This window comes from Pseudomonas sp. PSE1(2024) (assembly GCF_050990555.1).
GTDB lineage: Bacteria > Pseudomonadota > Gammaproteobacteria > Pseudomonadales > Pseudomonadaceae > Aquipseudomonas > Aquipseudomonas aphyarum.
Map to the genome: position 1 here is coordinate 6,420,214 of NZ_CP158967.1, position 24,041 is coordinate 6,444,254.

The following is a 24,041-nucleotide window of genomic DNA, read 5'->3' on the forward strand; positions in this document are numbered from 1 at the left end:
CCTGGCGTCCCGATAACGGTGCTTTTGAAAAGCGACCAGGCACCCGCAGAGGTGTTTCTTTCAGCAACCCTGCCTTGACCCGTGAGAACGTTATGGAACCCGGAAACGCCCAGCTGTCGATGACGGTACTGATGACCCCCGACATGGCCAACTTCTCTGGCAATGTCCACGGCGGCACCCTGCTCAAATACCTCGACGAAGTGGCCTACGCCTGCGCCAGCCGTTATGCCGGCCGCTACGTGGTGACCCTGTCGGTGGATCAGGTAATTTTCCGCGAGCCGATCCACGTCGGCGAACTGGTGACTTTCCTGGCGTCGGTGAACTACACCGGCAACACCTCGATGGAAGTCGGTATCAAAGTGGTGACCGAGAACATCCGCGAGCGCTCGGTGCGCCACACCAACAGCTGCTTCTTCACCATGGTCGCGGTGGACGATCAGCGCAAACCCGCCGCCGTACCGCCGCTGCAACCGCAGAACAGCGAAGACAAGCGCCGCTACATGCAGGCGCAGCAACGCCGGCAGATCCGTCAGGAGCTGGAAAAGCGCTATCAGGAAATCAAGGGCGACGCCTGAGATTTTTAGCGATCTGACGACCGCTATCGCGAGCAGGCTCGCTCCCACAGGTGATGTTTTATCCGTGGGAGCGAGCCTGCTCGCGATTGAAGCCGACGCGGTATCAGAGGCTGATCGGCGTGGCCTCGAACTTCACCCGCGGATGCGCAATCCGGTCCTGCGCCCGCACCAGTTGCAGCTCGTAACTGGCGCAAGCCTGGGTTTCCAGCAGCACTTCATGCACCGCTGCTGCGGTGAATTCAAAAGCCGCCACCAGGCTGTCACCGAGCAACACTCTCGCCAGGAACAGGCCGGACGTCAGATCGCCCACTCCCACCGGCTGACGCGGAAACGCCAGCAGCGGACGACGCAGATGCCAGCTGCCCTCGGCCGTCACCAGCAACATTTCAAAGCCATCCGCCGGTTTGCTTGGATAATCCAGATGTTTGACCAGCACCGCTTTCGGGCCACGTGCCAGAAGCGCCCGCGCCATCGCCAGGCAATCGAACAGCGACTGCGGCTTGCGCCCGGAGAAGCTGTCCAGCTCCAACTGGTTCGGGCACATGAAGTCCGCAACAGCGGCGGCCTCTTCCAGCAGGAAATCACTGACCTCGGCGGGAACGCTGCAACCCTTTTCCGGATGCCCCATTACCGGGTCGCACAGATAAAGGGCTTTCGGGTTGACCGCCTTGATCCGCTCGATGCCACTGAGAATCGCCCGGCCCTGCGCCGCACTGCCGAGATAACCGGACAGCACCGCATCGCAATTGCCCAGCTCACCGATGGCGGCGATGCCTTCGACCAGTTCCGGGATCCGGTGCGGCGCCAGCACTTCGCCGGCCCACTGGCCGTACTGCGTGTGGTTGGAGAACTGCACCGTATTGAGCGGCCAGACATTCACCCCGACCCGCTGCATCGGAAAAACCGCAGCGCTGTTGCCGGCGTGGCCGAACACCACATGGGACTGGATGGCGAGCAGATGAGGCGTACGTTTCATTCGGGTTTTTCCGTAAAACGATTGAAATTCAAGCCGCGCAGTATGCGACGAAACGCAGCCTGTACGACAGACCGGCGACGCAGTTAAGCTGACGCCATCATTTGGAGTTTCGTGTTGATGCTCACCCTGGAAAACATTTTCGTGCTGATGCTGTTCGCCGTCGCCGGTGCGTGGCTCTGGCACAACCACGGCTTGCGCGAGCGGGCGCTGGAGCGGGTCAAACAGCATTGCGTGAATGTCGGCGTCGAGTTGCTCGACGGTAACGTGGCGCTGAAGAAGATCGGCTTGATCAAGGACGCCAGCGGTCGGCGACGTCTGGCCCGGGTCTACAATTTCGAATTCACCGTGACCGGCGAAACCCGGCACAACGGCACCATCACCCAGTTCGGTGCGCACAGCGCGCAGATTGAGCTGGCGCCCTACCCGGCGCCATTTGATGACACGCCGCCCGTGGTGGAAGTGACCAAGCCGCGTGGTGAAGTGATCGAGCTGAGCCAGTGGCGTCAGGAACATACCAAGTGGAAGCCTTGAGTCAGCTCGTCTGAAGCCGACACCGGGCCAGTCCGGCCTGTAATTCACTGACTGCCTGCGGTTCGTCGAAAATCAGCTCGATCCGGGAATCCTTGCGCCATTCACTGGGCAGCCAGCTGAGCTCGGCATTGTCCAGCGCATTGGCTGACTGCCAGCCGTCCGGGCTGTGAATCACCAGTTTGGCCCGGCGCCAGTTCAGGCTTTTCAGCCATTGGGTTATCCCCGATACGTCGAACACTTGGCTCGGATGCCAGCGCCAACCGATGCTCCAGCCACCCTCCTGAGCCTGACTCAGGCAGATCGGCAATGCCGGATCGCTCCAGATGGCCGGCATCTGCGCCAGCCCCTGAGGCACAACCAACTTATCCGCACCTGCTTGCGCCTGCACCGCCAGACCCGGCAACTCGCTGAGCGGCAACATCGCCTGCTGCGTCCAGATCAGTCGGACAGGCGGCAATTGTCGGGTGATTCGCTCACGCGTGGGCTCGTCGAGGCTTTCTGCCTTGTTCAATAGCAGCAGGCCCGCGCCGGACAAGGTTTCCTGCTGCGCGTCCGGCAGCGCTTTGCCTGCGGCGAGAGCGTGGGCGTCCAGCACCAGCACGCAAGGTTGTACGGCGAGTACGCCTTGCCACGGCGCCTCTTTCAGTTGCTTCAGCAGCTGCGCCGGATGCCCAAGCCCCGAGGGCTCGATGAACAGGCGATCCGGCCGCGCCTTGCGCAACAAACGCCCCAGACCAATCTGGAACGGCGCACCGTTCACGCAACACAAACAGCCCCCGGCCACTTCGCCCAGTGCGATACCATCGGCGTCGCGGGTCAACAGCGCAGCGTCGAGCCCGATCTGGCCGAACTCGTTGATCAACACCGCCCAGCGCTCGCCCGCCGGTCGCTGGGCCAAGAGCTGGCGGATCAGGCTGGTCTTGCCCGCGCCCAAGGGGCCTGCGATGACGTGGGTGGGAATGTTCTGCAACATGATCAAGGTTTTCTGGAGGTCGAAGATGCGGTGGATGGGATGGTCGTTGCTGCTGACGCTGGTGTCGGGCGAGGCATTGGCACAGGCCTGCGTGGTGCACAGTCAGGCAGAGCGGCTCGACGTGAAAGTCTGCCAGCAGAACCGCAACATCCCGGAAAAACTGTTCAACGACGGCTTCTGCCAGCCGACCCTGGCCGGGCAGAAAGTCGAGGTTCAATACGTCGACCAGTGCCCCGCCGGCGCATTCGGCGTGTGCAGCAACGCGCAAGTCGCCAATATGCCTTATCGTCAGGATATCCACTATTACGGCGTGGCCACCGATGCGGCGTATTTGCAGCCCTATTGCGAGGCCCAGAGCCAGGGGAAATGGCTCAAGCCCTGAGGCGCTATCCGAGCCAGTCGAGGGTCAGCATCAGCCGCCGCTCTCCCGGCGCCGGTTGCGGCGAGCGATGGATCAGCCCGAAACCTTCGTTGCCGTGCCATTTTTCGCCCTTGAGCAATGCCACTTCGCCCCGATTCAATTGCTGAATCCGTGACGCTTCCTGCGGCTCGGCTTGCGGCTTTCCCAGTTGCCGACGATCCATCTGCCCTTCCCTTAACCATTCACTGCCGACACCTGCGTATGTCGTGATCAACCGCACCGGCACATGATCGACGTGAAAACGCGGACACATGGCCTTGTCCAGCACCCGCAGGCGCAAGCCGATCCGTCGCGCCCCCAGCAGGCAGGCGAAGGCACTGACCAGCCATTTCAGGTCGGCGATAAATCCTTCGTAGCCTTCCAGATCGCGAAAGCCGCTGGCCAGTCCCGTGAGATCCGGTTCTGCGTCTTCGTCCGGCAATTCCAGGCACAGCGCCTCGGCGTAAGGCTCGTTCAGAGACAACAATAAGTCCGCGAATTCGGCAATGTGCAGCGGAAGCTGTCGTTGCCAGACCGCAAGGTTGGTCTCGTCGTCAAGAATGTCCGCCAGTGCCTGCGGGGTCTGGCCGAAAGACTGATGGCGCGTGCTGCCTGACAGCGGTTTCAGGGCGAGCATCAGGCCACCTCGTCGTGCCAGGAACCAAAAGGATCGCGCAGCTGTAACCAGCCTTGAGTACCGAGCGCCATTTCGGCATCGGTCAGCAGGCAATCATCGAGTTCCGACGACAGCTGTGCGAAATCGATGTTCTGCCCGATAAACACCAGCTCCTGGCGACAATCACCTACGCTGGCGATCCAGTTTTCCATGATCGCGGCGGTACTTTCCTGATCCTGCGGCCACTGTTCTTTCGGCACGAAGCGCCACCAGCGCCCGGCGAAACCGTGGCGCATCAGGCCACCTGCCTGAGACCAGCTACCGGCGTCGGTGGGTTTGCTGGCCAGCCAGAAGAAGCCCTTGGAGCGCAGCAATTTGCCGTTAACCCAAGGACGATCGATGAAGTCGAAGAAGCGCTGTGGATGAAAAGGCCGGCGCGCCCGATAGGCCGTGGAAGCGATGCCGTACTCTTCGGTTTCCGGCACATGTTCCCCACGCAGTTCCTGCAGCCAGCCCGGGGCCTGGGCGGCCTTTTCGAAGTCGAAACGACCGGTATTGAGAATTTTCTCCAGCGGCACTTCACCCATGACCATCGGGATGATCTCGGCCTGAGCGTTGAGGCGTCTGAGAATGGCCATCAGCTCTTCCCGCTCGCGGCTGCTGATCAGGTCGATCTTGCTGATCAACAGGACGTCGGCGAACTCGATTTGCTCGATCAGCAGATCGGTGATCGAGCGCTCATCTTCTTCACCGAGGAATTCGCCACGGGACGCGAGGTTTTCAGCGGCCTGGTAGTCCGGCAGGAAGTTCATGCCGTCGACTACAGTGACCATGGTGTCGAGCCGAGCGATGTCGGCGAGGCTTTGCCCCTGCTCATCACGGAAAGTGAATGTCTCGGCCACGGGTAACGGCTCGGAGATTCCCGTGGATTCGATCAGCAGGTAATCGAAGCGGCCTTCACGTGCCAGCTGGCTGACCTCTTCAAGCAGGTCTTCGCGTAACGTACAGCAGATACAGCCGTTGCTCATTTCCACGAGCTTCTCTTCTGCACGGTTCAGGCTGACATCACGCTGGACTTCGCTGCCATCGATGTTGATTTCGCTCATATCGTTAACGATAACGGCGACGCGTAGATCATCTCTGTTACGTAGTACGTAATTCAAAAGTGTACTTTTTCCGGCGCCGAGAAAGCCGGACAAAACGGTCACGGGAAGTCGGGAAGACATTGGATAAACCTCATCAGACGGTCGCTAAACAGCGCTGGAGGCTCTCGGGGCGAGCGTTCTTGGGTTTCGATGGGATCACCAGGGAAACGGACGCTTGAAAAGGAAGCCACGGAAAGCCTTGTCCGATTAATGTTATAGTATAACAACAAAATCAATCCACTCTCTTCTTGCCCAAAGTGACAAAGGGCCGGAAGCTGCAATCAGTTCGTCGCCGAGTTACGTCATGAAAACTGCGCTGAAATACTCGCTTATCTGCCTTGCATTGCTGACGCTGAAGGCCGAAGCACAGGTGCCGGGGCTCGCCAATTGCACGCGCAGCGCGAACCTGTTGGCGTGCATCGATGGCAACGGCAACGCCTATAGCGTCAACACGGTCGGCAGCACGATTTACCTGCGCGGATTCGAGAAAGCAGGCAACCGCTACTGGGCACAAACCAACAGCCGCTACGGCCAACTGACATTCTTCACCGGCATCGCTTCCGATGGGGAAGCCTGGGTTGGCTACAATCGCCGCGTGGGATGGACGACGATCAATCGGTTCTCCAGCTCAGGCGGCAGCAGTGCGAAGTTCACCTGCAGCCGGATCACTGGCTGCTAAACCCGCGATCCTTTCTGCTCTTGTTGCCATGCCATATAGCTGTCGACAGGTGGATTCTTCTGGAAATAGCGCTGCAAGCCCTCAAACAAACCGTCTGCCACGGCCTGCTGATGACGCGCCGTCACCAGGCGCTGACTGTCTCGTGCGTTGGAAATGAACCCGGTTTCCACCAGGATTGACGGCACATCCGGCGATTTCAGAACGGCAAATCCAGCCTGTTCCACGCGCTTTTGGTGCAGCGTGGTGATTCCGGCCAGGCTGCCCAGCACGGTGCTTCCGAGTTGCAAACTGGCGGCGATGGTTGCGTTCATCGACATGTCGAGGATCACGCCAGCGAGCATCGGATCCTTGTCCTTGAGATTGAGCAGGCTGGTGGCGCCAAGCAGATCCACACCGTTCTCACGCTGCGCCATGAACCGCGCGGTCGCGGATGTTGCGCCGCCTTCGGACAGGCAATACACCGACGCGCCAGAGGCGGTCAGACGCGGCGCAGCATCGGCGTGCACCGAGATAAACATGTCGGCCTTGTGCTGACGCGCGATCTCCACACGCTTGCGTAACGGGACGAAGAAATCGTCGTTACGAACCAGCTTCACATCAAAGCCTTTCTCTCGCTTAAGCCGACGTGCGAGCAGTTGCGCAATGGACAGCACCACATCCTTTTCCCGCTCGCCCTTGGCGCCGATTGCACCCGGATCTTTCCCGCCATGCCCGGGGTCGACCACCACCATGATGTCGCGCTTGGGGTGAGATTTTTCCTGGGGTGTTTCACGTGGAACGCTCGCCGGGAGCCCTGCTGAAGCAGTCATCAAGTCCAAAACCAGGCGATGCCCTTGCCCATCCTGAGGCGCCAACAAGAATGAATTGAGCTGAACCGGTCTGCTTAGATCCAGCACGATCCGGGTGTTCCCTTGGCCAAAGTACCCTGAGCGGATCGAATGAATAGGGGTGCCGGATAACGCCAACTGGCTGAAATCACCACTCAGGCTGGCACCGCTCAAGTCGATGATCAACCGCTCCGGCGTGCTCAAGGTGAAGGTCTTGTAGCTCACGGGACCACTCAGATCGAACACCAGCCGAAGCTTGTCATCCGAACGCCAAAGCCGCGCATTGCGTATCTGCGTGGCGGACAACGAAAAAGGCAAAACAAAGGCCGCGCTGGCCAGCATCAGGTTGAGCAAGTGGCGTCTGTGCATATGAAAGCCTGTTCATGAAAAAGGCATCGTGGTTTGAATTGTTATAATGTAACATCAAATTCAATCACCATGATGGAACTGCTCATGAACGCGCTGACTTTGCCGGATGTCGCGGCTCAAGCCGCCCGCCAGGCCCTGCCTCTCGAATGGGTGGGGATGTGCGGCATCGCATTACCTGTGTTTATCGAAGGCCAACGACTGGCTGCCAAAGCGGATGCAGGCGTCAGTCTGGATGACGGAGACGCACGCGGCATTCACATGTCGCGGCTCTATCTGGGGTTGGAAGCGCTGGAACAGCAGAACCTTTCTCCCGCCCTTTTGCGTCAAGTTCTGCAGCGTTTTCTCGACAGCCACGAAGACCTATCCGAAGCCGCCTACCTGAATATCCACACTGATTTATTGCTGAGAAGGCCCGCGTTGGTCAGTCCTTTGGCAGGATGGAAAACCTATCCCGTCACTGTTTCAGCCCAGCTAAAAAACAAAGTGTTCCACGTGGAACTGAAAATCGACGTCGCGTATTCCTCGACTTGCCCATGTTCTGCAGCATTAGCGAGGCAGTTGATCCAGCAACAATTCATCGACGACTTTGCCAACAAACCGCTGCAACACGCCGATGTGTTGGCGTGGTTGGGCTCGACACAAGGCATCGTGGCCACACCTCACAGCCAGCGCAGTACCGCCCAGTTACATTTGCACCTGGATGAATTCGTCGACGAACTACCCCTGACGTCCATCATCAACGACGCCGAAGCTGCCCTCGGCACCGCCGTGCAAACCGCTGTGAAACGCGCCGACGAACAAGCCTTCGCCCTCGCCAATGGCCAGAACCTGATGTTCTGCGAAGACGCTGCCCGACGCCTGAACCTGGCACTGCGTCGCTCACCCGGTGTCAGCGAATTCCACGTACGAGTCATCCACGCCGAAAGCCTTCATGCTCACGACGCCGTCGCCGAGAGTCATTGGCGCCGGGAGCAGCCATGATTCGCTGCCACAACCTGAGCTGGGGGATACCCGGCCAACCACTCACTGCACCGCTCAACCTGAGATTGGAAAGTGGCAGCCTGACGGCAATCATCGGCGTCAACGGCAGCGGCAAAAGCAGCCTGCTCAAAGTCATCGCCGGTTTACAGCGACCGCTGGCCGGCAAGGTCGAGTTGGGTGTTCCACGCCAAAGCGGCTTGTCCTTTCTGCCTCAGCAACAGCATCTGGATCGACAGTTCCCGATCAGCCTTCAGGAATTAGTGGCGGCCGGATTCTGGGGACGCCGACTGTCATCGCAACTGAGAGCCCAACGTCTCGAATCCGCACTGGAAGACTGGCACCTGAGCGGACTGGAACATCGTCCCCTGATGGCCCTCTCCGGCGGAGAACTGCAACGCGCCCTGCTCGCCCGATTGAGTCTGGCCGACACACCGTTGCTGCTGCTCGACGAACCCCATGCCGCGCTCGACGAACTGGGACAGACACTGTTGTGGCAACACTTGCACGCCTGGCACGAACAAGGGCGAACCCTGGTCGTGGTTTGCCATGACCTTGCCGCTGTGCGCCAACACATTCCACAGACCTTGCTGATCAAACAGAGCGGCTGCGCATTCGGCAGCAGCAACGATCTCATCCAGCAAACGCCTCACACGCAGGTGGCCTGATGCTCACGCTGAGCCATTTATGGCAACCGTTCCACGAGTTCGTCTTCATGCGCCGGGCCCTGCTCGGCGGCCTGGTATTGGCGTGCAGTACGGCACCACTGGGTGTGTTTTTGATCCTGCGCCGGATGAGCCTGATCGGTGATGCTGTCGCCCACGGCATCCTTCCCGGTGCCGCGCTAGGGTTCTGGTTCGCCGGGCTGAGTCTGCCGGCGCTGACTCTCGGCGGCCTCGGTGCCGGCCTGAGCATGGCCGGACTCGCCGCGTGGATCACCCGACGCACCGGCCTGCGTGAAGACGCCAGCCTCGCAGCGATCTATCCCATCTCGCTGGCCAGCGGCGTGCTGATTCTCGGCATCGCCGGCAAGCGACTGGATCTGCTGCACCTGTTGTTCGGCTCTGCCTTGGCGGTGGACGGGCCGACCCTCAACGGCATGTTGTGGGTATCGGCACTCAGCCTGATGGCCATGGCGCTGATCTACAAACCGTTGATGCTCGACACCCTCGATCCGTTTTTCCTGCGTACGGTCAGCCGACTCGGCCCCGTCGCCCATGGCGTGTTCCTGACGCTGGTGGTGCTCAATCTGGTGATCGGCTTCCAGGCGATCGGCGCCTTGATGGTGGTCGGCCTGATGATGTTGCCCGCTGCCGCTTCACGCTTCTGGAGCCGACGCCTGCCGATCCTGATTGCCATCGCCGCGCTCATCGGTTGCGCCTCGGTATGGCTCGGCCTGTTGCTGTCGTTCTACTACTCGCTGCCCAGCGGCCCGGCCATCGTGTTGGTCGCCGGTGGCGGTTACCTGTTGTCCGTGGTGTTCGGACCGGTTCACGGTCTGTTGCGCCGCCCGCCTTTGCTCACATCCCAATGAGGTCTTTCCCGATGCGCGCTCTACTCGTGCTATTCAGCCTGATGCTGTCGATGTCGTTATCGGCGGCGGAAAAACTGCCGGTGGTCACCAGCTTCAGCATCCTTGCCGACATGGTGCATCAGGTCGGCGGCGAGCATATCCAGATCACCAACATGGTCGGCCCTGACGCCGATGCCCACACTTACGAACCGACGCCGGATGACGCCAAAGCCCTGCTCAAGGCGAAACTGATCGTAAAGAACGGGCTGGGTTTCGAACCCTGGCTGGATCGGCTGGTCGCCAGCACCGACACCAAAGCTCCGGTGATCAGCGCCAGCCGCGGCGTGATTCCGCGCTCGCTGGATGAGGACGGCGAAACCGTTCCCGACCCTCACGCCTGGCACAACCTGGCGAACGCCGAGCTGTACGTCGCCAACATCACCAAGGCGCTGATCGCCGCCGATCCGGCAAACAAAGCCGACTACGAGCGCAACAGCCAGGCCTACCTGAAACAGATCTACGCCCTCCTCGCCCAAGCGAAAGCCAAGCTCGGTTCACTGCCGCCGGGCAACCGCAAGATCGTTACCAGCCACGACGCCTTCGGTTATCTCGGTCAGGCCTACGGCATCGACTTCATGGCGCCACAAGGTCTGTCCACCGAACGCGAACCTTCCGCTGCCGAAGTCGCCGCGCTGATCACCCAGATTCGCCAGGCCAAGGTCAAAGCGGTGTTCATGGAAAACATCAAGGACGCGCGCCTGCTGAAACAGATCGCCGACGAAAGCGGCGCACACATCGGCGGCACGCTGTACTCCGATGCCCTCGCCGCCAGCGGTCCGGCCAGTACCTTCACCGGGCTGTTCAAATACAACCTCAACACTCTTTACCAAGCCCTGAGCCAACCATGATCCGTAAAAATCCTTCCGGTGATTTGCCGCAGATTGCCGAGTCTGCCTACGTCGATAAAACCGCGATCATCTGCGGCAAAGTGGTGATCGGGGAAAACGTGTTCGTCGGCCCGTATGCGGTGATCCGCGCCGATGAAGTGGACGCCACGGGCGAGATGGAGCCGATCACCATCGGCGCCAATTCGAACATCCAGGACGGCGTGGTGATCCACTCCAAATCCGGCGCGGCGGTGACCATCGGCGAATTCAGCTCCATCGCCCACCGCTCGATCGTGCATGGCCCGTGCACGGTCGGCGACCGGGTTTTCATCGGCTTCAACAGCGTGCTATTCAACTGTGTTGTAGGGAACGGTTGCGTGGTGCGGCACAACTCGGTGGTCGACGGTCGGGATCTGCCGGACGCGTTCTACGTGCCCTCCACCACCCGCATCGGCCCGGGCACCGACCTCTCGCAATTCCCGCCGGTGAGCGTCAGCGCTTCGGAGTTTTCCGAAGACGTGGCGCGTACCAACGTCGACCTGGTGCGCGGCTACAAAGCCCTGCAGAACGAGTTCTGAATCATGAGCAGTGTGCTGATTCGCAATGCGCGGCTGGTGAACGAGGGGCGTGAATTCGACGCCGATCTGTTGGTCAGCAACGGGCGCATCGTCAAGATCGCCGGCAGCATCGAAGGTGAAAACGCGACCCGGGAAATCGAAGCCAACGGCCAATGGCTGCTGCCGGGAATGATTGACGACCAGGTGCATTTCCGTGAGCCGGGTGCGCCGGCCAAGGGCAGCATCCACACCGAATCACGTGCGGCGGTAGCGGGCGGAATTACCAGCTTCATGGACATGCCCAATACCCACCCTGCCACCCTGACCCTTGACGCGCTGGCCGACAAAAAGCGCCGGGCAGCGATCAACTCGGTGGCCAACTACGGTTTTCATTTTGGGGTCAGTCACGACAATCTGGACACGGTCGCAGCACTCAATCCGAGCGAGGTGGCCGGGGTCAAAGTGTTCATGGGCGCGTCGACCGGCAACATGCTGGTGGACGACCCCAACACCCTCGAGCGCCTGTTCGCGGAAGTGCCGACCATTCTGCTGGCCCATTGTGAACACACCCCGAGCATCGATGCGAACGCAGCGAATCTGCGCGAACGCTTCGGCAACCATTTGCCACCCGATGCCCATGCGCTGATCCGCAATGCCGACGCCTGCTTTCGCTCATCGTCTCTGGCGGTGGATCTGGCCAGACGTCACGGCACTCGTCTGCACGTCCTGCACCTGACCACGTCGCGCGAGCTGGCCCTGTTCGAAGACAAGCCGCTGTCGCAAAAACGCATCACCGCCGAAGTCTGCCTGCATCACTTGCTGTTTGATGACCGTGACTATCCGAACCTCGGCAACCTGATCAAATGCAATCCGGCGATCAAGTCCCAGAGCGATCGTGACGCCCTGCGCCAGGCATTGCTGAGCAATCGACTGGATGTGATCGGCAGCGATCACGCACCGCACACCTGGGTGGAAAAACAGCAAGCGTATGAACAGGCACCGTCCGGACTGCCACTGGTGCAACACGCGCTGCCGGCGTTATTGGAACTGGTGGCGGATGGCGTGTTGCCGATCACCACGCTGGTGGCCAAGACCAGTCACCGGGTGGCGGATCTGTTTGCCATTCCGGATCGCGGTTATTTGCGTGAAGGGTATTGGGCGGATCTGGTGTTGATTCAACCGGAGCCCAAAGGTGTCGCGGTGTCACGCCAACCCGTTCTGTCGCAATGCGGCTGGACGCCCTTCGCTCAGCGCAGCTTTCGGCATCGGGTCAGCACGACGATGGTGTCTGGGCAAATCGCATGGCATGACCATCGGATCCATGACAACTGCCAGGGATTGCCGCTGCGGTTCATGCGCTGAAAAAAAAACGCCTCCACTCGATGTGGAGGCGGTTTCGATAATGACGTTATGCTCGCGGTTTGACCGTGCCGCAATCCTGACCCAGCCAGACTGCCCGGGTTTCCAGACTGCCCTTCTGGTTGATCCCGATGGCATTGAAAGTGCCATTGGCGACGGTGGTGAACTCGCGGTCACTGAGGAACGTCGCGACGCCGGTGCCTTGAGCTTTCGGGCAACTGAAGCGGAATTTCCACTGGTTGCCGACACGCTCGGTGATCTGCTGTTTACAGCCCGACTGCGGATCCGCCAGTGGAATATCGTTGGTCGCCACCTGTTGCGGCGTCAGGCAGGCGCGGATGCCCTTGCCACCGATGTTGATCCCCTGCTTCTCCAGTTCAGCCCGTTGCTGAGGGGTGATCTGGCCCTGAATCTGGCCGAGGATCGATTGCACATCCATCACCTGATCATCGACCTTCACATTGCTCGACGTCATTTCCCACAACCCCGGCTGCAGCATTTGCGCCTGAGCAACCACCGGCAAGGCCAAACCCAGGCCCAGCGCCAAACCCAGCAGACGAACGTTCATTGAAAAACTCCTGATCAGTAGTGGCCGTTAGACGCCGGCCGCCTGTTTCGGTTCATGGCGGGCGCTGGCGGCTTGAAAACAAATAGCGACAATCGCCATGGAACATGGTCTGTTAAGCATTGAATCTTCAGGAGCAAGGTTGCCCCATGGATTATTTCGGACCGCACATTTTCGGTTATCTGATCGCCCTGATACACACCCTCGGCTCAATCGCCGCGATCCATGCCGTATTGACCGTACGCACCGCCCAAGGCTCGATCGCCTGGGCGCTGTCGCTGATCTTCATTCCCTACCTCACCCTCATCCCTTATCTGGTGTTCGGTCGCAGCACCTTCGATGGCTACATCAAGGCCCGCCGCCAGGCCAACGAACAGATGCGCCAGGCGATTTCCGAACTCAACTGGCGGCCGTGGGTGGAAGAAGCCCTGACTGCCCGCGCCTCGAATGCTTATGACTCGTTACGGGCGATGCCGAAGCTGGGACGCATGCCGTGCCTGGCCAACAATGAAGTGCGATTGCTGATCAATGGCGCAGCCACCTTCGAGGCGATTTTCCACGCAATCGACCAAGCACGGGAAGCGGTGCTGATCCAGTTTTTCATCATTCACGACGATCGTCTCGGTCAGCGCCTGCGTGACTTGCTGCTGAAGAAAGCGGCCGAAGGCGTGGTGATTCATTTGCTCTACGACCGTATCGGCAGCCACGCCCTGCCCCACAGCTACGTTCAGGCGCTGCGCGACGGCGGCGTCGAGGTCAAGGCGTTCGCCACCCGCAGCGGCTGGCTCAATCGTTTCCAGGTGAATTTCCGCAACCACCGCAAGATCGTGGTGGTCGACGGGCTGATCGGGTTTGTTGGCGGGCACAACGTAGGCGACGAATACATGGGTGAAAAACCACCGCTGGCACCGTGGCGCGATACCCACGTCCAGGTGCGCGGCCCGGTGGTGGCGTGCATGCAGGAGTCGTTTGCCGAAGACTGGTTCTGGGCCGCGCGATCATTGCCGCCGCTGATCCTGCCGGACGCGTACCCGGAGGACGGCGTGCTTTGCCAATTGCTCGCCAGCGGCCCGGCGGATGCCTACGAAACCTGCTCGCTGTTCTTCGTCGAAGCCATCCACGCCGCCACCGAGCGCGTGTGGATCACCAGCCCCTACTTCATTCCCGACGAAGCCGTGTTCGCGGCGTTGCGCTTGGCAGTTCTGCGCGGAGTCGACGTGCGCCTGTTGCTGCCTTCGCGTCCCGACCACCGCATCGTCTACGCCGCCTCCAGCCTGTACGCGTTCGAAGCGGTACGCGCTGGCGTGCGGGTATTCCGCTACGAGCCGGGTTTCCTGCATCAGAAAGTGGTGTTGATCGACAGTGAAATCAGCGCCATCGGCAGCGCCAATCTGGACAACCGCTCGTTCCGGCTGAATTTCGAAGTGATGCTGCTGACCGTCGACAGCGAATTCGCCGCCAGCGTGGAACAGATGCTCAACGATGACTTCGCCCAGGCCTACGAGGTCGCCAAAGAAGAAAGCCGGGAGATCCACCGCCTGCAACAGGTCGGCATGCGGATCGCCCGGCTTATTTCACCGATTCTCTAGGTTCAAGGGTTGTAGATGTCATCCCTCGTCCACGGCAGTTCATGGCTGCCGTCGGCATGGGCCTTCACGGCAAGGATCTGATGCAGATTGATCCAGCCCCGAGCGAATGCGTAAGCGCAGCCCGCCAGGTACAGACGCCAGATGCGCAGCGCCTGATCCGGCACCAGTTTCGCGGCGGCTTCGAGGTTGTCTTCCAGCCGTTCACTCCAGTGATCCAGGGTGCGCGCGTAGTGCAGGCGCAGGCTCTCGACGTCGACGATCTCCAGACCCGCTTCGCTGATCTCGGCCGAGATCATCGCAAGGTGCGGCAGCTCGCCGTTGGGGAACACGTACTTCTCGATGAAGTCCCCGGCACCGCGTCCGACCGGACGGCCATCGGTGTGCTTGGCGGTGATGCCGTGGTTCATCACCAGACCGCCCTCTTTCACCGCACCGAACAGGGTTTTGCAGTATTCGGCGAGGTTGGCATGACCGACGTGTTCGAACATGCCGACGCTGACCACTTTGTCGAAACGCCCGTCCTGTGGCAGATCGCGGTAGTCGAGCAGTTGCAGTTCGATCTGATCTTCCAGCCCCTCGGCTTTGACTCGCTCGCGGGCCAGGGCCAGTTGCTCTTTGCTCAGGGTGATACCGAAGACCTTGGCGCCGAACTCGCGGGCGGCATAACGCGCCAATCCGCCCCAACCGCAACCGACGTCCAACAGATAATCGCCTGGCTGCAGACGCAGCTTGCGACAAAGATGCCGGAACTTGGCTTGCTGGGCTTGCTCCAGAGATTCGCTGCCGGTTTCGAAATACGCGCAGGAATACGCCATGTCGCTGTCCAGCCACAGCTGGTAGAACGCGTTGGACAGGTCGTAATGGTAGGAGATGGCTTTGGCGTCGGTTTCCTTGTCGTGCACGGTGCGCACCGGCTGACTTTCTTCGTCTTCATTGAGCAGCGCCGTGCTCAACTCATCGCACACCCGGATGACTTCGCTGATCGAGCCCTCCAGTTCGAGCTTGCCCTCGACGAAGGCCGCACCCAATGCGTCCAGACTTGGATGGGTGAACTGGGTGACCATCTGCGGGTCCTTGACCACGATGGTGACGCTGGGCGTCGGGCCCAGATTGAATTCATGGCCGTCCCAGAGTCGCAGGCGAAGCGGAAGCTGCAGATTCTGTAAGGCCGGTGGAAGTTGCGCGAGCATGGAATATCCCCCTGGTTTCAGACGTCTGATCTGAGGGTAGACCATCCTTGAAAATTAGCAGGCTATCGATTTGATAGTCGCCGACTATCAGCCGCAGAGGCTGTAATGGCGCTGTCATCCTTGCTTCAGTGCGCCTTCTCAAATGACTGCGAGAGCGGCGCACAGTTCGAAAAATGATCAGTCCGACGCTTTCAGCTTCAGCAGCGGTTCCTGAAAACGCAGCAGGCGACCGGCATTGCCCAGCACCAGCAACGTGCTCAGGTTGTGCAGCAATGCAGCGATCATCGCGCCCGCTGCACCGAGCCAGCCGAAGGCCGCGAACACTACGATGGCCAGCGTCCAGCCCAGACCGATGATCACGTTCACTTGCAAGGTCCGTCGGCACTGACGGCTGAGGCGCACGCAGGTGCCGAGTCGACGCAGGTCACTGCCGATCAGCACGATATCGGCGGACGCCAGCGCGATATCCGCGCCGCCCGCTCCCATCGCCACCCCGACGACGCCCGCCTTGAGCGCCAGCGAATCGTTGATCCCGTCGCCGACCACCATCGGCCGGAAGCCGTTGTCGATTTCCTTGAGCACTCGATTGAGCTTGTCTTCGGGCAACGCCTGGGCCTCGACTTCGTGCAGGCCGACATCCTTGGCCAGTGTCTGCGCGACGCTTTGCCGGTCGCCGGTCAACAGCAGTTGCCGCCCCAGCCCGAGGTCACGCAGTTCACTCAGTGCAAATCGCGCTTCCGGTTTGACGGTGTCGGCCAGCAACAGCCAGGCGAGGAATTCGCCGTTCAACGCCAGCCCGGCAATCGGGCCGTCGTGTTCGGGGATCGCCGTGGTCGAGATGCCCAACTGCGCAAACAGCTCCGGACGCCCGAGCGCGGCCTCGCCTTGCGCGGTCTTGGCCACTACGCCCAACCCCTGTCGCTCGTGAATATCGGTCAGCACCAGCACCTCCTCCGCGCTGACCAGTCCGGCCAGCGCGCGGCTCACCGGATGGCTGCTCGCCGCACCCAGGCTTGCAGCCAGCGCCATCACCGACCCGTGATCCGCTCGCGGGCTGTTGATCGACTGCAAGCGCAGCGTGCCGTAAGTCAGGGTGCCGGTCTTGTCGACCACCAGCGAAGTGAGATCGGCCAATTCCTCAAGGAACGCCGAACTGCGGATCAGAATCCCGTGCCGCGCCGCCACCGCTACCCCGGCAATCGCCGTGGCCGGCGCCGACAGCACCAATGCGCAAGGGCATGCCGCCACCAGCACCGCGAGCATCGCCTGCGCATCGTTGGTGATGAACCAGGTGACGGCCGCGAGCAACAACACCAGCACCATGTAACTGCCGGCATAACGTTCGAGCAAACGAGTGATCGGCGGTTTGGAGCGTTCGGCGTTCTGCATCAGCGCGATGACTTTGCCGAGGGTCGATTCATCCCCGGTACGGGTCACTTCAATTCGCAGCAACCCGTCGAGGTTGATCGCGCCGCCGAACACCGCCATGCCGACGCCCGCCTCGACCGGCACCGACTCACCGGTGATCGACGCCGTATCGAGGCTGGCCTGGCCGGATAAAACCCGACCGTCCGCCGGCACCCGGTCGCCGGCGCGCACTTCGACTTTGTCGCCGGCCTTGAGCGTGCCGTTGTCGACTTCGATGATCGAGCCGTCCGCCTGCACCTTGCGCGCATGGCTGCGCGTCAGTTGGCCGAGGGCATGAATCGCTTCCTGGGAGCCGATCACGCTGCGCTCTTCCAGCACGTGGCCGAAGATCATGATGATCGGCAAAAGCGCCGCCGTGAGCAGATCGCCCGTGGCCCAGGCCCCGATCATTGCCAGGGCGATCAACTGATCGGTGATGCCATGCAGGCTCGGATAACGCAGGCTGAACCACGCCGAACGCATCACTGGCACCGCGACTAATAAAGAGGCAAATCCGAGCAGCAACTGACTGACGCCGGTTTGCTCCGGCATCAGCCAGCGCCAGATCAGCCCCAGACCGAGCAAGCCGAGGGCAAGCATCGCCAAGGTCAACTGGCGCGCGGCGCGGCGCTGTTCGGCCGAGGACAACAGGCTCGGTGCGGTGGTAGTGGCAGTCATTTGCTGGCTCCCTGAATGATCAGGCGTGAATCGTCTTTCGGATCGACCGTGGTGACCGAACCGGCCTGACCGAGAATTTTCGGCATGCGCTCGCGGTACAGACGCAACAGCATTTGCGGGTCCGTACCCTGCTGTTGCGCCTTGGACAGGCTCAACACCGTCGCCGTGTCGGCGGAGGCTTTGGCCAGGCGCTCACCGGCCTGGGCGTGGGCGACTTGCAGAGTGCGGTCGGCCTGTTCGTTGGCTGACTGGGTGAGCTTCTCGGCCTCGGTGCGGGCATTGGCGACCGCTTTGTCAGCTTGCTGGCTGGCGGTGAGTACGGCGTTGAAAGCACTCACCGCAGGCTCCGGCAGACTCGATTGCACATCGACCCGCGCCACTTCGATGCCGATGCCCTGCCCGCTCGCCTTCAACTCGGCGAGACGTCGGTTGATGCCTTGCACCAGATCGCCACGTAGCCGTTCGCGACGTTCGGCGGCCTGATTATCAGCGCCGATCAGTTCCGGCCGAGCCACCAGAATCGTGTCCAGATCTCGCGCCGCCGTCAGTGCGACGGCGCTTCGCGTCACCACTCGATCCAGCGCAGGCAACACATGCTCGCCTTGCAGTACAAAGTCATAAGGATCGGTGACCTTGTAGAACACCCGCACATCCAGTTGCACCACTCCGGCATCACCGGTGAGCAGATAACCGGAGCCGGCCAACGCGTCACTCAGCGGCGTGGCGAAGGTGGCGACACGATCCGCTTGCATGGCCTGATCACCGCGCAGCAGATTTTCCACCCGGCGTTCAATCACCCGATCCGCCGCCGGCAACAAAACCACCTGTTCGAACGGCTGCGGCCAGGCCAATAACAACCCGGCATTCTGAATGCGATCCAGTGCTCCAAAGTGCAAAACCACCGCCCGGTTTTGCGGATCGATCTGCCGGACATTGGAAAACGCCCAGGCTAATGCCGCAAGCACGGTTACCGCATACAGCGCGAAAAACGCCAGACGTCCCGCCTGAATCCACGGACTGTTCAGCGAATGTGTTCCACGTGGAACTTCATTCATGGCTGCGATCCGCTTTTGCTGTCGAGATTCGGCGGTCCGTCGACCAACACCCGGAATGGCGCGGCGTCGGTGCGCAGGATCAGTTTGGTATCCGGCGAAACGATGGTGCCGAGGGTGTCCAGCGAGCGTAGCAAGTTGTACAGCTGCGGTGAGCCTGCGTAAGCGCGCCCGTAAATCTGCGCCGCTTCCACCCGCGATTGGGCTTCTATATCGGCGGCTTTCACCGTGGCATCGGCTTGCACGATGCGCGCATCGCGTTCGGCGGCGGAGCGGATTTGTGCCGCTTCACGCTTGCCGATGGCGGTGCGTTCGGTGGCGATGGTTTCACGCTCGGCACGCATCCGGTCAACCGTTGCGGTCAGGGTCACCGATGGCAAGGTCAGCCGTTCGATGCCCACCTGCACCACCCGCACGCCGTAGGTAGCGAGCAGCTGCTGATCGATTTGCTGGCGCAACTGCGCTTCGAAATCGGCGATGCGAACCTGACTGGCATCGGTATTCACCAGATTGGCCAGATCGAAACTGCTGGCCGTGGTTTCCAGTGCCGAGCCGACAAACGTCCGAATCTGCCGCGCCGCTTCGTCCGGCTGATTCTGCACGGCGCGCATGAAGCGCTGCACGTTGTCGGGATCGCCCTGCACCTGCCAGGCCACGTACGCCTGGACGATGATGCGCAAACCGTCGCGGGTGCCGACATCCTGCAAGCCGCTGGAGGTCGTGCGCAAACGCAGGTCCACGGGAATCGCCGCTTCGAACGGCGCCGGCCAGCGCCAGCTCAGACCCGGCTCCAGCAACACGCGGGCCGGGTTGCCGAAACGGGTGATGACCGTGGCTTCACCGGAGCGCACCTGCACCAGGCTCGCTGCCGCGATGGCGAACGCCACCAGCAACGCTGCCCAGCCCATGCGTTTCCACGGAAAAGGCCCCGCCTCTTCCGGCGCACCGTGGTGATGGTGATGATGCCCGTGATGGTGATGACCGCCGCCATGAGCATGATCGTGGCCGCTGTGGTCATGGTGATCGTGAGTGTGCGACTGGCTCAATGGGTGGCTCCTGGCTGAGCGGTGGTGCGCGCCGGATCTGCCGGCAGCGTGAACGTACGCAGGTCGATGGTCGGTGCATTACTGCTGCCGCCCAGGCGATGGTCGAGTACCAACAGTTTGGCTTTGCTCAAACCCTGGCTGAGCTGGCTGAGGTATTGCTCCAGCACGAAGGCCTGGCCGGCGCTGGCGTAAGCCTTTTGTTCGGCGCTGAATTTCAGGTCCGCCGCCCGGGCCGTGGCGTTGATTTCATGGGCATTGGCACTGGCCTGATCCCGAGCGAGGCTGGCCTGCAACTGCGCCTGGTTACTCGCTTCGGCAGCGGCGCCGCGCTCGCGGGAGATCAACGCCTGAGCACCGATCTGCGCCGCTTGCACGCTGTGATAGGCATTGGCCGCCCCTGCCGGCGGGTGAATCGCTTCGACCACCGTGGCGAGAATTTCCACGCCGCTGTCGAGTTTCTGCAGATCGCTTTGCACGGCGCGGCCGATTTCTTCGGCGAGCCCGGTCCTGTCCTCGCCGAGCAATCCGTCGAGGGTGCGCGAGGCAAAGTCATGCACCAGAATCCGGCTGGCGGTGCTGCGGATCAGCGTCGGCACATCGGCGCTGTTGTAAGTGGCGGCCAGCGCGGCTTGATCGCTCAGGCCGATGCGGTAGACGAAGCGCACGTCCATGTTGACGATCTGAAAGCTCTGCTGATCGCCACGGCTACTGGCGATAACCTGGGACTTGTCATTGACGTGGCTGGCATCCCACAAACGGTTGGCGGTGAATGGCGCCGGGCCTTCTGCCGGATCCAATTGCACGGGTGCCGGATTTTCCCCGACGCTGGTTGCCAGTTCATGCACCACACCATTTTCAACGTTCAGTACACGCCCCAGCGGCCAAGGCAAACCGGCGTGTAAACCCGGCCCGAACACCTGCACCGGTTTGCCGAAGCGCTCGTAAATGCCACGGCTTTGCATCGGTATTTCGTGAAGGCCGGTGAGCAACCAGCCTACCGTTGCCACCAGCACCAACACCGGCAAGAACGCGCGGCGCATGTAACTGAAGGCCCAGATCTGGCGCAGATCGATGCCGAAGCGGTTGTGCAATTCGTGCTGCAACGCGAGCAGAGGTTGTGGCGGCCAGCGCAGCAGATCGGCAACGAAACTACGCGCCAGCAACGCCGGTTCGAGTTGTTCGCGGCGCGGGCTGAACAGCGACAGCAATGCACGCAACAGCAATTCCAGGGCAACCAGCCCCGGCAGAATGCCGATCAACACTGCCAGCCGCACCGGCCAGATTGCACTGTCACTGGCGAACAACAGGCACAACGCACCCAGCACCAGACTGATGATTGCCACCCGCGTCAGCTGCGCCAGCGCTCCGGCCTCGGGCCATTGCGCCGGGTTTTCCTGCGCCAGCTGTCGCTCGAGCACCAGCAGAGCGAACGCCAGCAGCAACGCGATGGCCGCGCCGACCGTGGCGGACAACCCCACTCCCGCCGCCGGCAGCGTCAGATTCCACATTTGCTCGATGCTTAACAACACCAGCACCGACCACCCGCCCAGCCACAATGTGGCCGCGCCGATCTGCCCGAGCAGGTGCAAACTGCGCTGACTCATCCGATCCAGCAGCCGTTCGTACCAGCCTTCCGGCGCAGTTTCCTCAGCAGCCGTAACCGGCACGACGGGATTGATCACCCGCGCCCGCCATTGCGTCACCCACCACGCCGATTGCAGACCGGCCACCAGCACCAGCAACGCCGCGCTCTGATTGACCAGCAACGCGGGCCACAGCGATTGCGGCGCAAACAGCCCGACAAAAAACGCCAGTACCCACCCTGCCCCGGCCAACGCGCCCAGACCGATCGCCAGGCGACGCAAACGCCGGCCCTGCGTCGCCGCTTGCTGAAAGCGCGGCAATCCGTTCACCGGCGTGCCTTCATCCAGATCGACTTGCATATCCCCCCAAAACCCTCGGCTCACTGCACATATCGTTACGATATAACGAAAGTCGTGAAATATTTGTACTCATTTGCGCCATTCAAAGATGTGCAACCTGTCGCTTGCCTGAAGCCTTGACCGAAATGTCCGGAAACGCACATATTACGTTCGTAATTTTCAGTGCGAACTACTTTTACCGATCCGCATCCTTCAGCCAGGAGTAAGAGCATGAGCAACTATGACGTGGTGATTCTGGGCGGTGGCCCCGGCGGTTATAACGCAGCGATCCGCGCCGGCCAGCTGGGCCTCAAGGCCGCGTGCGTCGAGGGCCGCGCCACGCTGGGTGGCACCTGCCTGAACGTCGGCTGCATGCCGTCCAAGGCGCTTTTGCATGCGTCCGAGCTTTACGAAGCGGCGCTGGGCGCGGAGTTCGCCAACCTCGGCATCGAGGTCAAACCCACGCTCAACCTTGCGCAAATGATGAAGCAAAAAGACGAAAGCGTGAGCGGGCTGACCAAAGGCATCGAATTCCTGTTTCGCAAAAACAAGGTCGACTGGATCAAGGGCTGGGGCCACATCGACGGCCCCGGAAAAGTCAGCGTGACCGGCGATCAGGGCAGCAGGATCGAGCTAACCGCGAAGGACATCGTCATCGCCACCGGCTCCGAGCCCACTCCCCTGCCCGGCGTGGAGATCGACAATAAGCGCATCCTCGACTCGACCGGTGCGCTGTCCTTGAGCGAAGTGCCCAAGCATCTGGTGGTGATCGGCGCAGGCGTAATTGGCCTCGAGCTCGGTTCGGTCTGGCGCCGGCTCGGCGCGCAAGTAACCGTGGTGGAGTACCTCGACCGCATCTGCCCCGGTGTCGACGGCGAAGCCGGCAAGACTTTGCAGCGCTCACTGAGCAAACAAGGCATCAGCTTCAAGCTGAGCTCGAAAGTGACCAGCGCCACCTCCTCCGACACTGGCGTACAGCTCAGCGTCGAACCTGCCGCTGGCGGCAGCGCGGAAATCCTTGAAGCCGATTACGTGCTGGTGGCGATCGGACGTCGTCCGTACACCCAGGGCCTGGGCCTGGAAAGCGTCGGCCTGAGCACCGACAAACGCGGCATGCTTGCCAACAAACAGCATCGCACCGAAGCGCCCGGCGTGTGGGTGATCGGTGACGTAACATCCGGGCCGATGCTCGCGCACAAGGCCGAAGACGAAGCCATGGCCTGTATCGAGCAGATCGTCGGCAAGGCCGGCGAGGTCAATTACGACCTGATTCCCAACGTGATCTACACCCGCCCGGAGCTGGCCAGCGTCGGCAAGACTGAAGAGCAGTTGAAGGCCGAAGGCCGGGCGTACAAGGTCGGCAAATTCCCGTTCACCGCCAACAGCCGGGCGAAGATCAATCACGAGACCGAAGGCTTTGCCAAAGTCATCGCCGATGAGCGCACCGACGAAGTCCTCGGCGTGCACCTGGTCGGCCCGAGCGTCAGTGAAATGATCGGCGAGTTTTGCGTGGCCATGGAGTTCAGCGCCTCTGCCGAAGACATCGCGCTGACCTGCCACCCGCATCCAACCCGCTCCGAAGCGTTGCGTCAGGCGGCGATGAATGTCGAGGGGATGGCGACGCAGATGTAAGCACTGTGCGAATACTTCCCGCGCAATGCGGGAAGTATCAGGACGGCAGATGCCCCAGCGGCAACGCGCCGGGCGTTTTCACCGTGTGGATCGCAAAATTGCTGCGGATATCGCTTACTCCCGGCAGCTTCAACAGGCAACCGGTGAGAAAGCGGTCGTAGGCGCGCAGATCCGGCACCACCACTTGCAGCAGAAAGTCCGATTCCCCTGACACCAGAAACGCTGAAATCACCTCCGGCAATGCCGTCACCGCCCGGTGGAATGCCTCGGCCTGTTCGTCGTTGTGGCGCTCGACCTTGACCCCGACAAACACCGTCAGCCCCAACCCTACTTCATCGCGATCCAGATTGGCCTGGTATCCGCGAATCACCCCGGCCTCTTCGAGCATCCGCACCCGGCGCAGACACGGCGACGCCGACAGACCGATTTCGTCAGCCAGCTGCACATTGCTCAGGCGCCCGTCCCGTTGCAGCGCGGCGAGAATCTTGCGGTCGAAGGCATCCAGTTTCATGGTTGGCAGATCCTGATGGTTTACGCGGCAAAAGAGCGCAGATTATGCCAATTCAGCGGCCTTT

General features: G+C 61.2%; 24 protein-coding genes. 12 read left to right on the plus strand and 12 right to left on the minus strand.

Annotation, left to right across the window (positions count from 1 at the left end):
* The first annotated feature begins 92 nt into the window (after positions 1 to 92).
* Entirely contained in the window at positions 93 to 575 is a 483-nt protein-coding gene (locus tag ABTV87_RS29340) for an acyl-CoA thioesterase (RefSeq protein WP_003229693.1), read from the plus strand.
* A gap of 103 nt (positions 576 to 678) precedes the next feature.
* On the opposite strand, the gene pdxY is transcribed toward ABTV87_RS29340, so the two are convergent.
* Positions 679 to 1,551 carry a pyridoxal kinase PdxY gene (gene pdxY / locus ABTV87_RS29345; protein WP_433898766.1) on the minus strand — a complete coding sequence of 291 codons (873 nt, stop codon included), beginning with the start codon at positions 1,549 to 1,551 and terminating at the stop codon, positions 679 to 681.
* Between the two features lie 117 nt (positions 1,552 to 1,668).
* On the opposite strand from pdxY, the gene ABTV87_RS29350 reads away from it, so the two are divergent.
* Positions 1,669 to 2,082 carry a DUF3301 domain-containing protein gene (locus ABTV87_RS29350; protein WP_007954242.1) on the plus strand — a complete coding sequence of 138 codons (414 nt, stop codon included), beginning with the start codon at positions 1,669 to 1,671 and terminating at the stop codon, positions 2,080 to 2,082.
* Between the two features lies 1 nt (position 2,083).
* Here the strand turns inward: ABTV87_RS29350 and ABTV87_RS29355 are convergent, their stop codons facing one another.
* Positions 2,084 to 3,055 carry a CobW family GTP-binding protein gene (locus ABTV87_RS29355; protein ID WP_433898767.1) on the minus strand — a complete coding sequence of 324 codons (972 nt, stop codon included), beginning with the start codon at positions 3,053 to 3,055 and terminating at the stop codon, positions 2,084 to 2,086.
* A 25-nt stretch (positions 3,056 to 3,080) separates the two neighbouring features.
* On the opposite strand from ABTV87_RS29355, the gene ABTV87_RS29360 reads away from it, so the two are divergent.
* Positions 3,081 to 3,437 (plus strand): hypothetical protein, encoded by a 357-nt coding sequence (locus ABTV87_RS29360; RefSeq protein WP_007954239.1) that lies wholly within the window; start codon positions 3,081 to 3,083, stop codon positions 3,435 to 3,437.
* Between the two features lie 4 nt (positions 3,438 to 3,441).
* Here ABTV87_RS29360 and ABTV87_RS29365 read toward each other — a convergent pair whose 3' ends face one another.
* The gene (locus ABTV87_RS29365; RefSeq protein WP_221535505.1) at positions 3,442 to 4,092 is read right to left on the minus strand and encodes a DUF1826 domain-containing protein; all 651 of its coding nucleotides are present in this window, start codon (positions 4,090 to 4,092) and stop codon (positions 3,442 to 3,444) included.
* Positions 4,092 to 5,297, minus strand: coding sequence for a zinc metallochaperone GTPase ZigA (gene zigA / locus ABTV87_RS29370; protein ID WP_085606248.1), 1,206 nt, complete (start codon positions 5,295 to 5,297; stop codon positions 4,092 to 4,094). Before zigA ends, ABTV87_RS29365 begins: the two co-directional genes overlap by 1 nt.
* A 223-nt stretch (positions 5,298 to 5,520) precedes the next feature.
* Here zigA and ABTV87_RS29375 point away from each other — a divergent pair, with 223 nt between their 5' ends.
* Entirely contained in the window at positions 5,521 to 5,895 is a 375-nt protein-coding gene (locus ABTV87_RS29375) for a glutamine synthetase (RefSeq protein WP_085606250.1), read from the plus strand.
* On the opposite strand, the gene ABTV87_RS29380 is transcribed toward ABTV87_RS29375, so the two are convergent.
* The gene (locus tag ABTV87_RS29380; protein ID WP_433898768.1) at positions 5,892 to 7,091 is read right to left on the minus strand and encodes an N-acetylmuramoyl-L-alanine amidase; all 1,200 of its coding nucleotides are present in this window, start codon (positions 7,089 to 7,091) and stop codon (positions 5,892 to 5,894) included. The two genes, ABTV87_RS29375 and ABTV87_RS29380, sit on opposite strands and share 4 nt — an antisense overlap.
* Before the next feature lie 84 nt (positions 7,092 to 7,175).
* On the opposite strand from ABTV87_RS29380, the gene folE2 reads away from it, so the two are divergent.
* From folE2 to ABTV87_RS29410, 6 genes are read left to right on the plus strand one after another with little or no spacing between them, the layout of a single operon-like run.
* The gene (gene folE2 / locus ABTV87_RS29385) at positions 7,176 to 8,072 is read left to right on the plus strand and encodes a GTP cyclohydrolase FolE2 (RefSeq protein WP_433898769.1); all 897 of its coding nucleotides are present in this window, start codon (positions 7,176 to 7,178) and stop codon (positions 8,070 to 8,072) included.
* The gene (locus ABTV87_RS29390; protein WP_127800739.1) at positions 8,069 to 8,737 is read left to right on the plus strand and encodes a metal ABC transporter ATP-binding protein; all 669 of its coding nucleotides are present in this window, start codon (positions 8,069 to 8,071) and stop codon (positions 8,735 to 8,737) included. The genes folE2 and ABTV87_RS29390 overlap by 4 nt, the downstream gene beginning before the upstream one ends.
* The gene (locus ABTV87_RS29395; RefSeq protein WP_433898770.1) at positions 8,737 to 9,603 is read left to right on the plus strand and encodes a metal ABC transporter permease; all 867 of its coding nucleotides are present in this window, start codon (positions 8,737 to 8,739) and stop codon (positions 9,601 to 9,603) included. The genes ABTV87_RS29390 and ABTV87_RS29395 overlap by 1 nt, the downstream gene beginning before the upstream one ends.
* Positions 9,604 to 9,614: 11 nt before the next feature.
* The gene (locus ABTV87_RS29400; protein WP_433898771.1) at positions 9,615 to 10,490 is read left to right on the plus strand and encodes a metal ABC transporter substrate-binding protein; all 876 of its coding nucleotides are present in this window, start codon (positions 9,615 to 9,617) and stop codon (positions 10,488 to 10,490) included.
* The gene (locus tag ABTV87_RS29405; protein WP_011336655.1) at positions 10,487 to 11,047 is read left to right on the plus strand and encodes a carbonate dehydratase; all 561 of its coding nucleotides are present in this window, start codon (positions 10,487 to 10,489) and stop codon (positions 11,045 to 11,047) included. Before ABTV87_RS29400 ends, ABTV87_RS29405 begins: the two co-directional genes overlap by 4 nt.
* A 3-nt stretch (positions 11,048 to 11,050) precedes the next feature.
* The gene (locus ABTV87_RS29410) at positions 11,051 to 12,388 is read left to right on the plus strand and encodes a dihydroorotase (RefSeq protein WP_433898772.1); all 1,338 of its coding nucleotides are present in this window, start codon (positions 11,051 to 11,053) and stop codon (positions 12,386 to 12,388) included.
* A gap of 46 nt (positions 12,389 to 12,434) precedes the next feature.
* On the opposite strand, the gene ABTV87_RS29415 is transcribed toward ABTV87_RS29410, so the two are convergent.
* Positions 12,435 to 12,953 carry a DUF3617 domain-containing protein gene (locus ABTV87_RS29415; protein WP_007954220.1) on the minus strand — a complete coding sequence of 173 codons (519 nt, stop codon included), beginning with the start codon at positions 12,951 to 12,953 and terminating at the stop codon, positions 12,435 to 12,437.
* Positions 12,954 to 13,099: 146 nt separating this feature from the next.
* Between ABTV87_RS29415 and cls the strand changes: the two genes are divergently transcribed.
* Positions 13,100 to 14,539: a cardiolipin synthase gene (gene cls, locus ABTV87_RS29420; protein ID WP_011336657.1), complete on the plus strand. Its 1,440-nt coding sequence runs from the start codon at positions 13,100 to 13,102 to the stop codon at positions 14,537 to 14,539.
* 2 nt (positions 14,540 to 14,541) lie between these two features.
* Here the strand turns inward: cls and cfaB are convergent, their stop codons facing one another.
* The 5 genes from cfaB to hflK (ABTV87_RS29445) all read right to left on the minus strand — a co-directional run bounded on the left by cfaB (position 14,542) and on the right by hflK (ABTV87_RS29445) (position 21,855).
* Positions 14,542 to 15,729, minus strand: coding sequence for a C17 cyclopropane fatty acid synthase CfaB (cfaB, locus tag ABTV87_RS29425; RefSeq protein ID WP_085606267.1), 1,188 nt, complete (start codon positions 15,727 to 15,729; stop codon positions 14,542 to 14,544).
* Between the two features lie 177 nt (positions 15,730 to 15,906).
* Complete coding sequence (locus ABTV87_RS29430) at positions 15,907 to 17,814, minus strand: heavy metal translocating P-type ATPase (RefSeq protein ID WP_433898773.1); 1,908 nt, start codon at positions 17,812 to 17,814, stop codon at positions 15,907 to 15,909.
* Positions 17,811 to 18,869, minus strand: a complete 1,059-nt coding sequence (gene hflK / locus ABTV87_RS29435) for a protease modulator HflK (RefSeq protein ID WP_433898774.1) — start codon at positions 18,867 to 18,869, stop codon at positions 17,811 to 17,813. Before hflK (ABTV87_RS29435) ends, ABTV87_RS29430 begins: the two co-directional genes overlap by 4 nt.
* Positions 18,866 to 19,912, minus strand: a complete 1,047-nt coding sequence (gene hflC / locus ABTV87_RS29440) for a protease modulator HflC (RefSeq protein ID WP_433898775.1) — start codon at positions 19,910 to 19,912, stop codon at positions 18,866 to 18,868. Before hflC ends, hflK (ABTV87_RS29435) begins: the two co-directional genes overlap by 4 nt.
* Positions 19,909 to 21,855, minus strand: a complete 1,947-nt coding sequence (hflK, locus tag ABTV87_RS29445) for a protease modulator HflK (protein ID WP_258712657.1) — start codon at positions 21,853 to 21,855, stop codon at positions 19,909 to 19,911. Before hflK (ABTV87_RS29445) ends, hflC begins: the two co-directional genes overlap by 4 nt.
* Before the next feature lie 210 nt (positions 21,856 to 22,065).
* Between hflK (ABTV87_RS29445) and lpdA the strand changes: the two genes are divergently transcribed.
* Positions 22,066 to 23,466 carry a dihydrolipoyl dehydrogenase gene (gene lpdA / locus ABTV87_RS29450; RefSeq protein WP_433898776.1) on the plus strand — a complete coding sequence of 467 codons (1,401 nt, stop codon included), beginning with the start codon at positions 22,066 to 22,068 and terminating at the stop codon, positions 23,464 to 23,466.
* Between the two features lie 37 nt (positions 23,467 to 23,503).
* Here the strand turns inward: lpdA and ABTV87_RS29455 are convergent, their stop codons facing one another.
* Complete coding sequence (locus tag ABTV87_RS29455) at positions 23,504 to 23,977, minus strand: Lrp/AsnC family transcriptional regulator (protein ID WP_007954205.1); 474 nt, start codon at positions 23,975 to 23,977, stop codon at positions 23,504 to 23,506.
* Between the last annotated feature and the right edge of the window lie 64 nt (positions 23,978 to 24,041).

Bases quoted from the DNA above. Each gene is read 5' to 3' on its own strand.
- ABTV87_RS29395 (WP_433898770.1), top strand. From the start codon at position 8,737: ATGCTCACGCTGAGCCATTTATGGCAACCGTTCCACGAGTTCGTCTTC.
- zigA (WP_085606248.1), bottom strand. From the start codon at position 5,297: ATGTCTTCCCGACTTCCCGTGACCGTTTTGTCCGGCTTTCTCGGCGCC.
- ABTV87_RS29430 (WP_433898773.1), bottom strand. From the start codon at position 17,814: ATGACTGCCACTACCACCGCACCGAGCCTGTTGTCCTCGGCCGAACAG.
- pdxY (WP_433898766.1), bottom strand. From the start codon at position 1,551: ATGAAACGTACGCCTCATCTGCTCGCCATCCAGTCCCATGTGGTGTTC.
- ABTV87_RS29365 (WP_221535505.1), bottom strand. From the start codon at position 4,092: ATGCTCGCCCTGAAACCGCTGTCAGGCAGCACGCGCCATCAGTCTTTC.
- ABTV87_RS29360 (WP_007954239.1), top strand. From the start codon at position 3,081: ATGCGGTGGATGGGATGGTCGTTGCTGCTGACGCTGGTGTCGGGCGAG.
- ABTV87_RS29350 (WP_007954242.1), top strand. From the start codon at position 1,669: ATGCTCACCCTGGAAAACATTTTCGTGCTGATGCTGTTCGCCGTCGCC.
- ABTV87_RS29380 (WP_433898768.1), bottom strand. From the start codon at position 7,091: ATGCACAGACGCCACTTGCTCAACCTGATGCTGGCCAGCGCGGCCTTT.
- ABTV87_RS29355 (WP_433898767.1), bottom strand. From the start codon at position 3,055: ATGTTGCAGAACATTCCCACCCACGTCATCGCAGGCCCCTTGGGCGCG.
- folE2 (WP_433898769.1), top strand. From the start codon at position 7,176: ATGAACGCGCTGACTTTGCCGGATGTCGCGGCTCAAGCCGCCCGCCAG.
- ABTV87_RS29400 (WP_433898771.1), top strand. From the start codon at position 9,615: ATGCGCGCTCTACTCGTGCTATTCAGCCTGATGCTGTCGATGTCGTTA.
- hflK (WP_433898774.1), bottom strand. From the start codon at position 18,869: ATGAATGAAGTTCCACGTGGAACACATTCGCTGAACAGTCCGTGGATT.
- ABTV87_RS29410 (WP_433898772.1), top strand. From the start codon at position 11,051: ATGAGCAGTGTGCTGATTCGCAATGCGCGGCTGGTGAACGAGGGGCGT.
- hflK (WP_258712657.1), bottom strand. From the start codon at position 21,855: ATGCAAGTCGATCTGGATGAAGGCACGCCGGTGAACGGATTGCCGCGC.
- ABTV87_RS29405 (WP_011336655.1), top strand. From the start codon at position 10,487: ATGATCCGTAAAAATCCTTCCGGTGATTTGCCGCAGATTGCCGAGTCT.
- ABTV87_RS29375 (WP_085606250.1), top strand. From the start codon at position 5,521: ATGAAAACTGCGCTGAAATACTCGCTTATCTGCCTTGCATTGCTGACG.
- cls (WP_011336657.1), top strand. From the start codon at position 13,100: ATGGATTATTTCGGACCGCACATTTTCGGTTATCTGATCGCCCTGATA.
- ABTV87_RS29390 (WP_127800739.1), top strand. From the start codon at position 8,069: ATGATTCGCTGCCACAACCTGAGCTGGGGGATACCCGGCCAACCACTC.
- ABTV87_RS29455 (WP_007954205.1), bottom strand. From the start codon at position 23,977: ATGAAACTGGATGCCTTCGACCGCAAGATTCTCGCCGCGCTGCAACGG.
- lpdA (WP_433898776.1), top strand. From the start codon at position 22,066: ATGAGCAACTATGACGTGGTGATTCTGGGCGGTGGCCCCGGCGGTTAT.
- ABTV87_RS29340 (WP_003229693.1), top strand. From the start codon at position 93: ATGGAACCCGGAAACGCCCAGCTGTCGATGACGGTACTGATGACCCCC.
- cfaB (WP_085606267.1), bottom strand. From the start codon at position 15,729: ATGCTCGCGCAACTTCCACCGGCCTTACAGAATCTGCAGCTTCCGCTT.
- ABTV87_RS29415 (WP_007954220.1), bottom strand. From the start codon at position 12,953: ATGAACGTTCGTCTGCTGGGTTTGGCGCTGGGCCTGGGTTTGGCCTTG.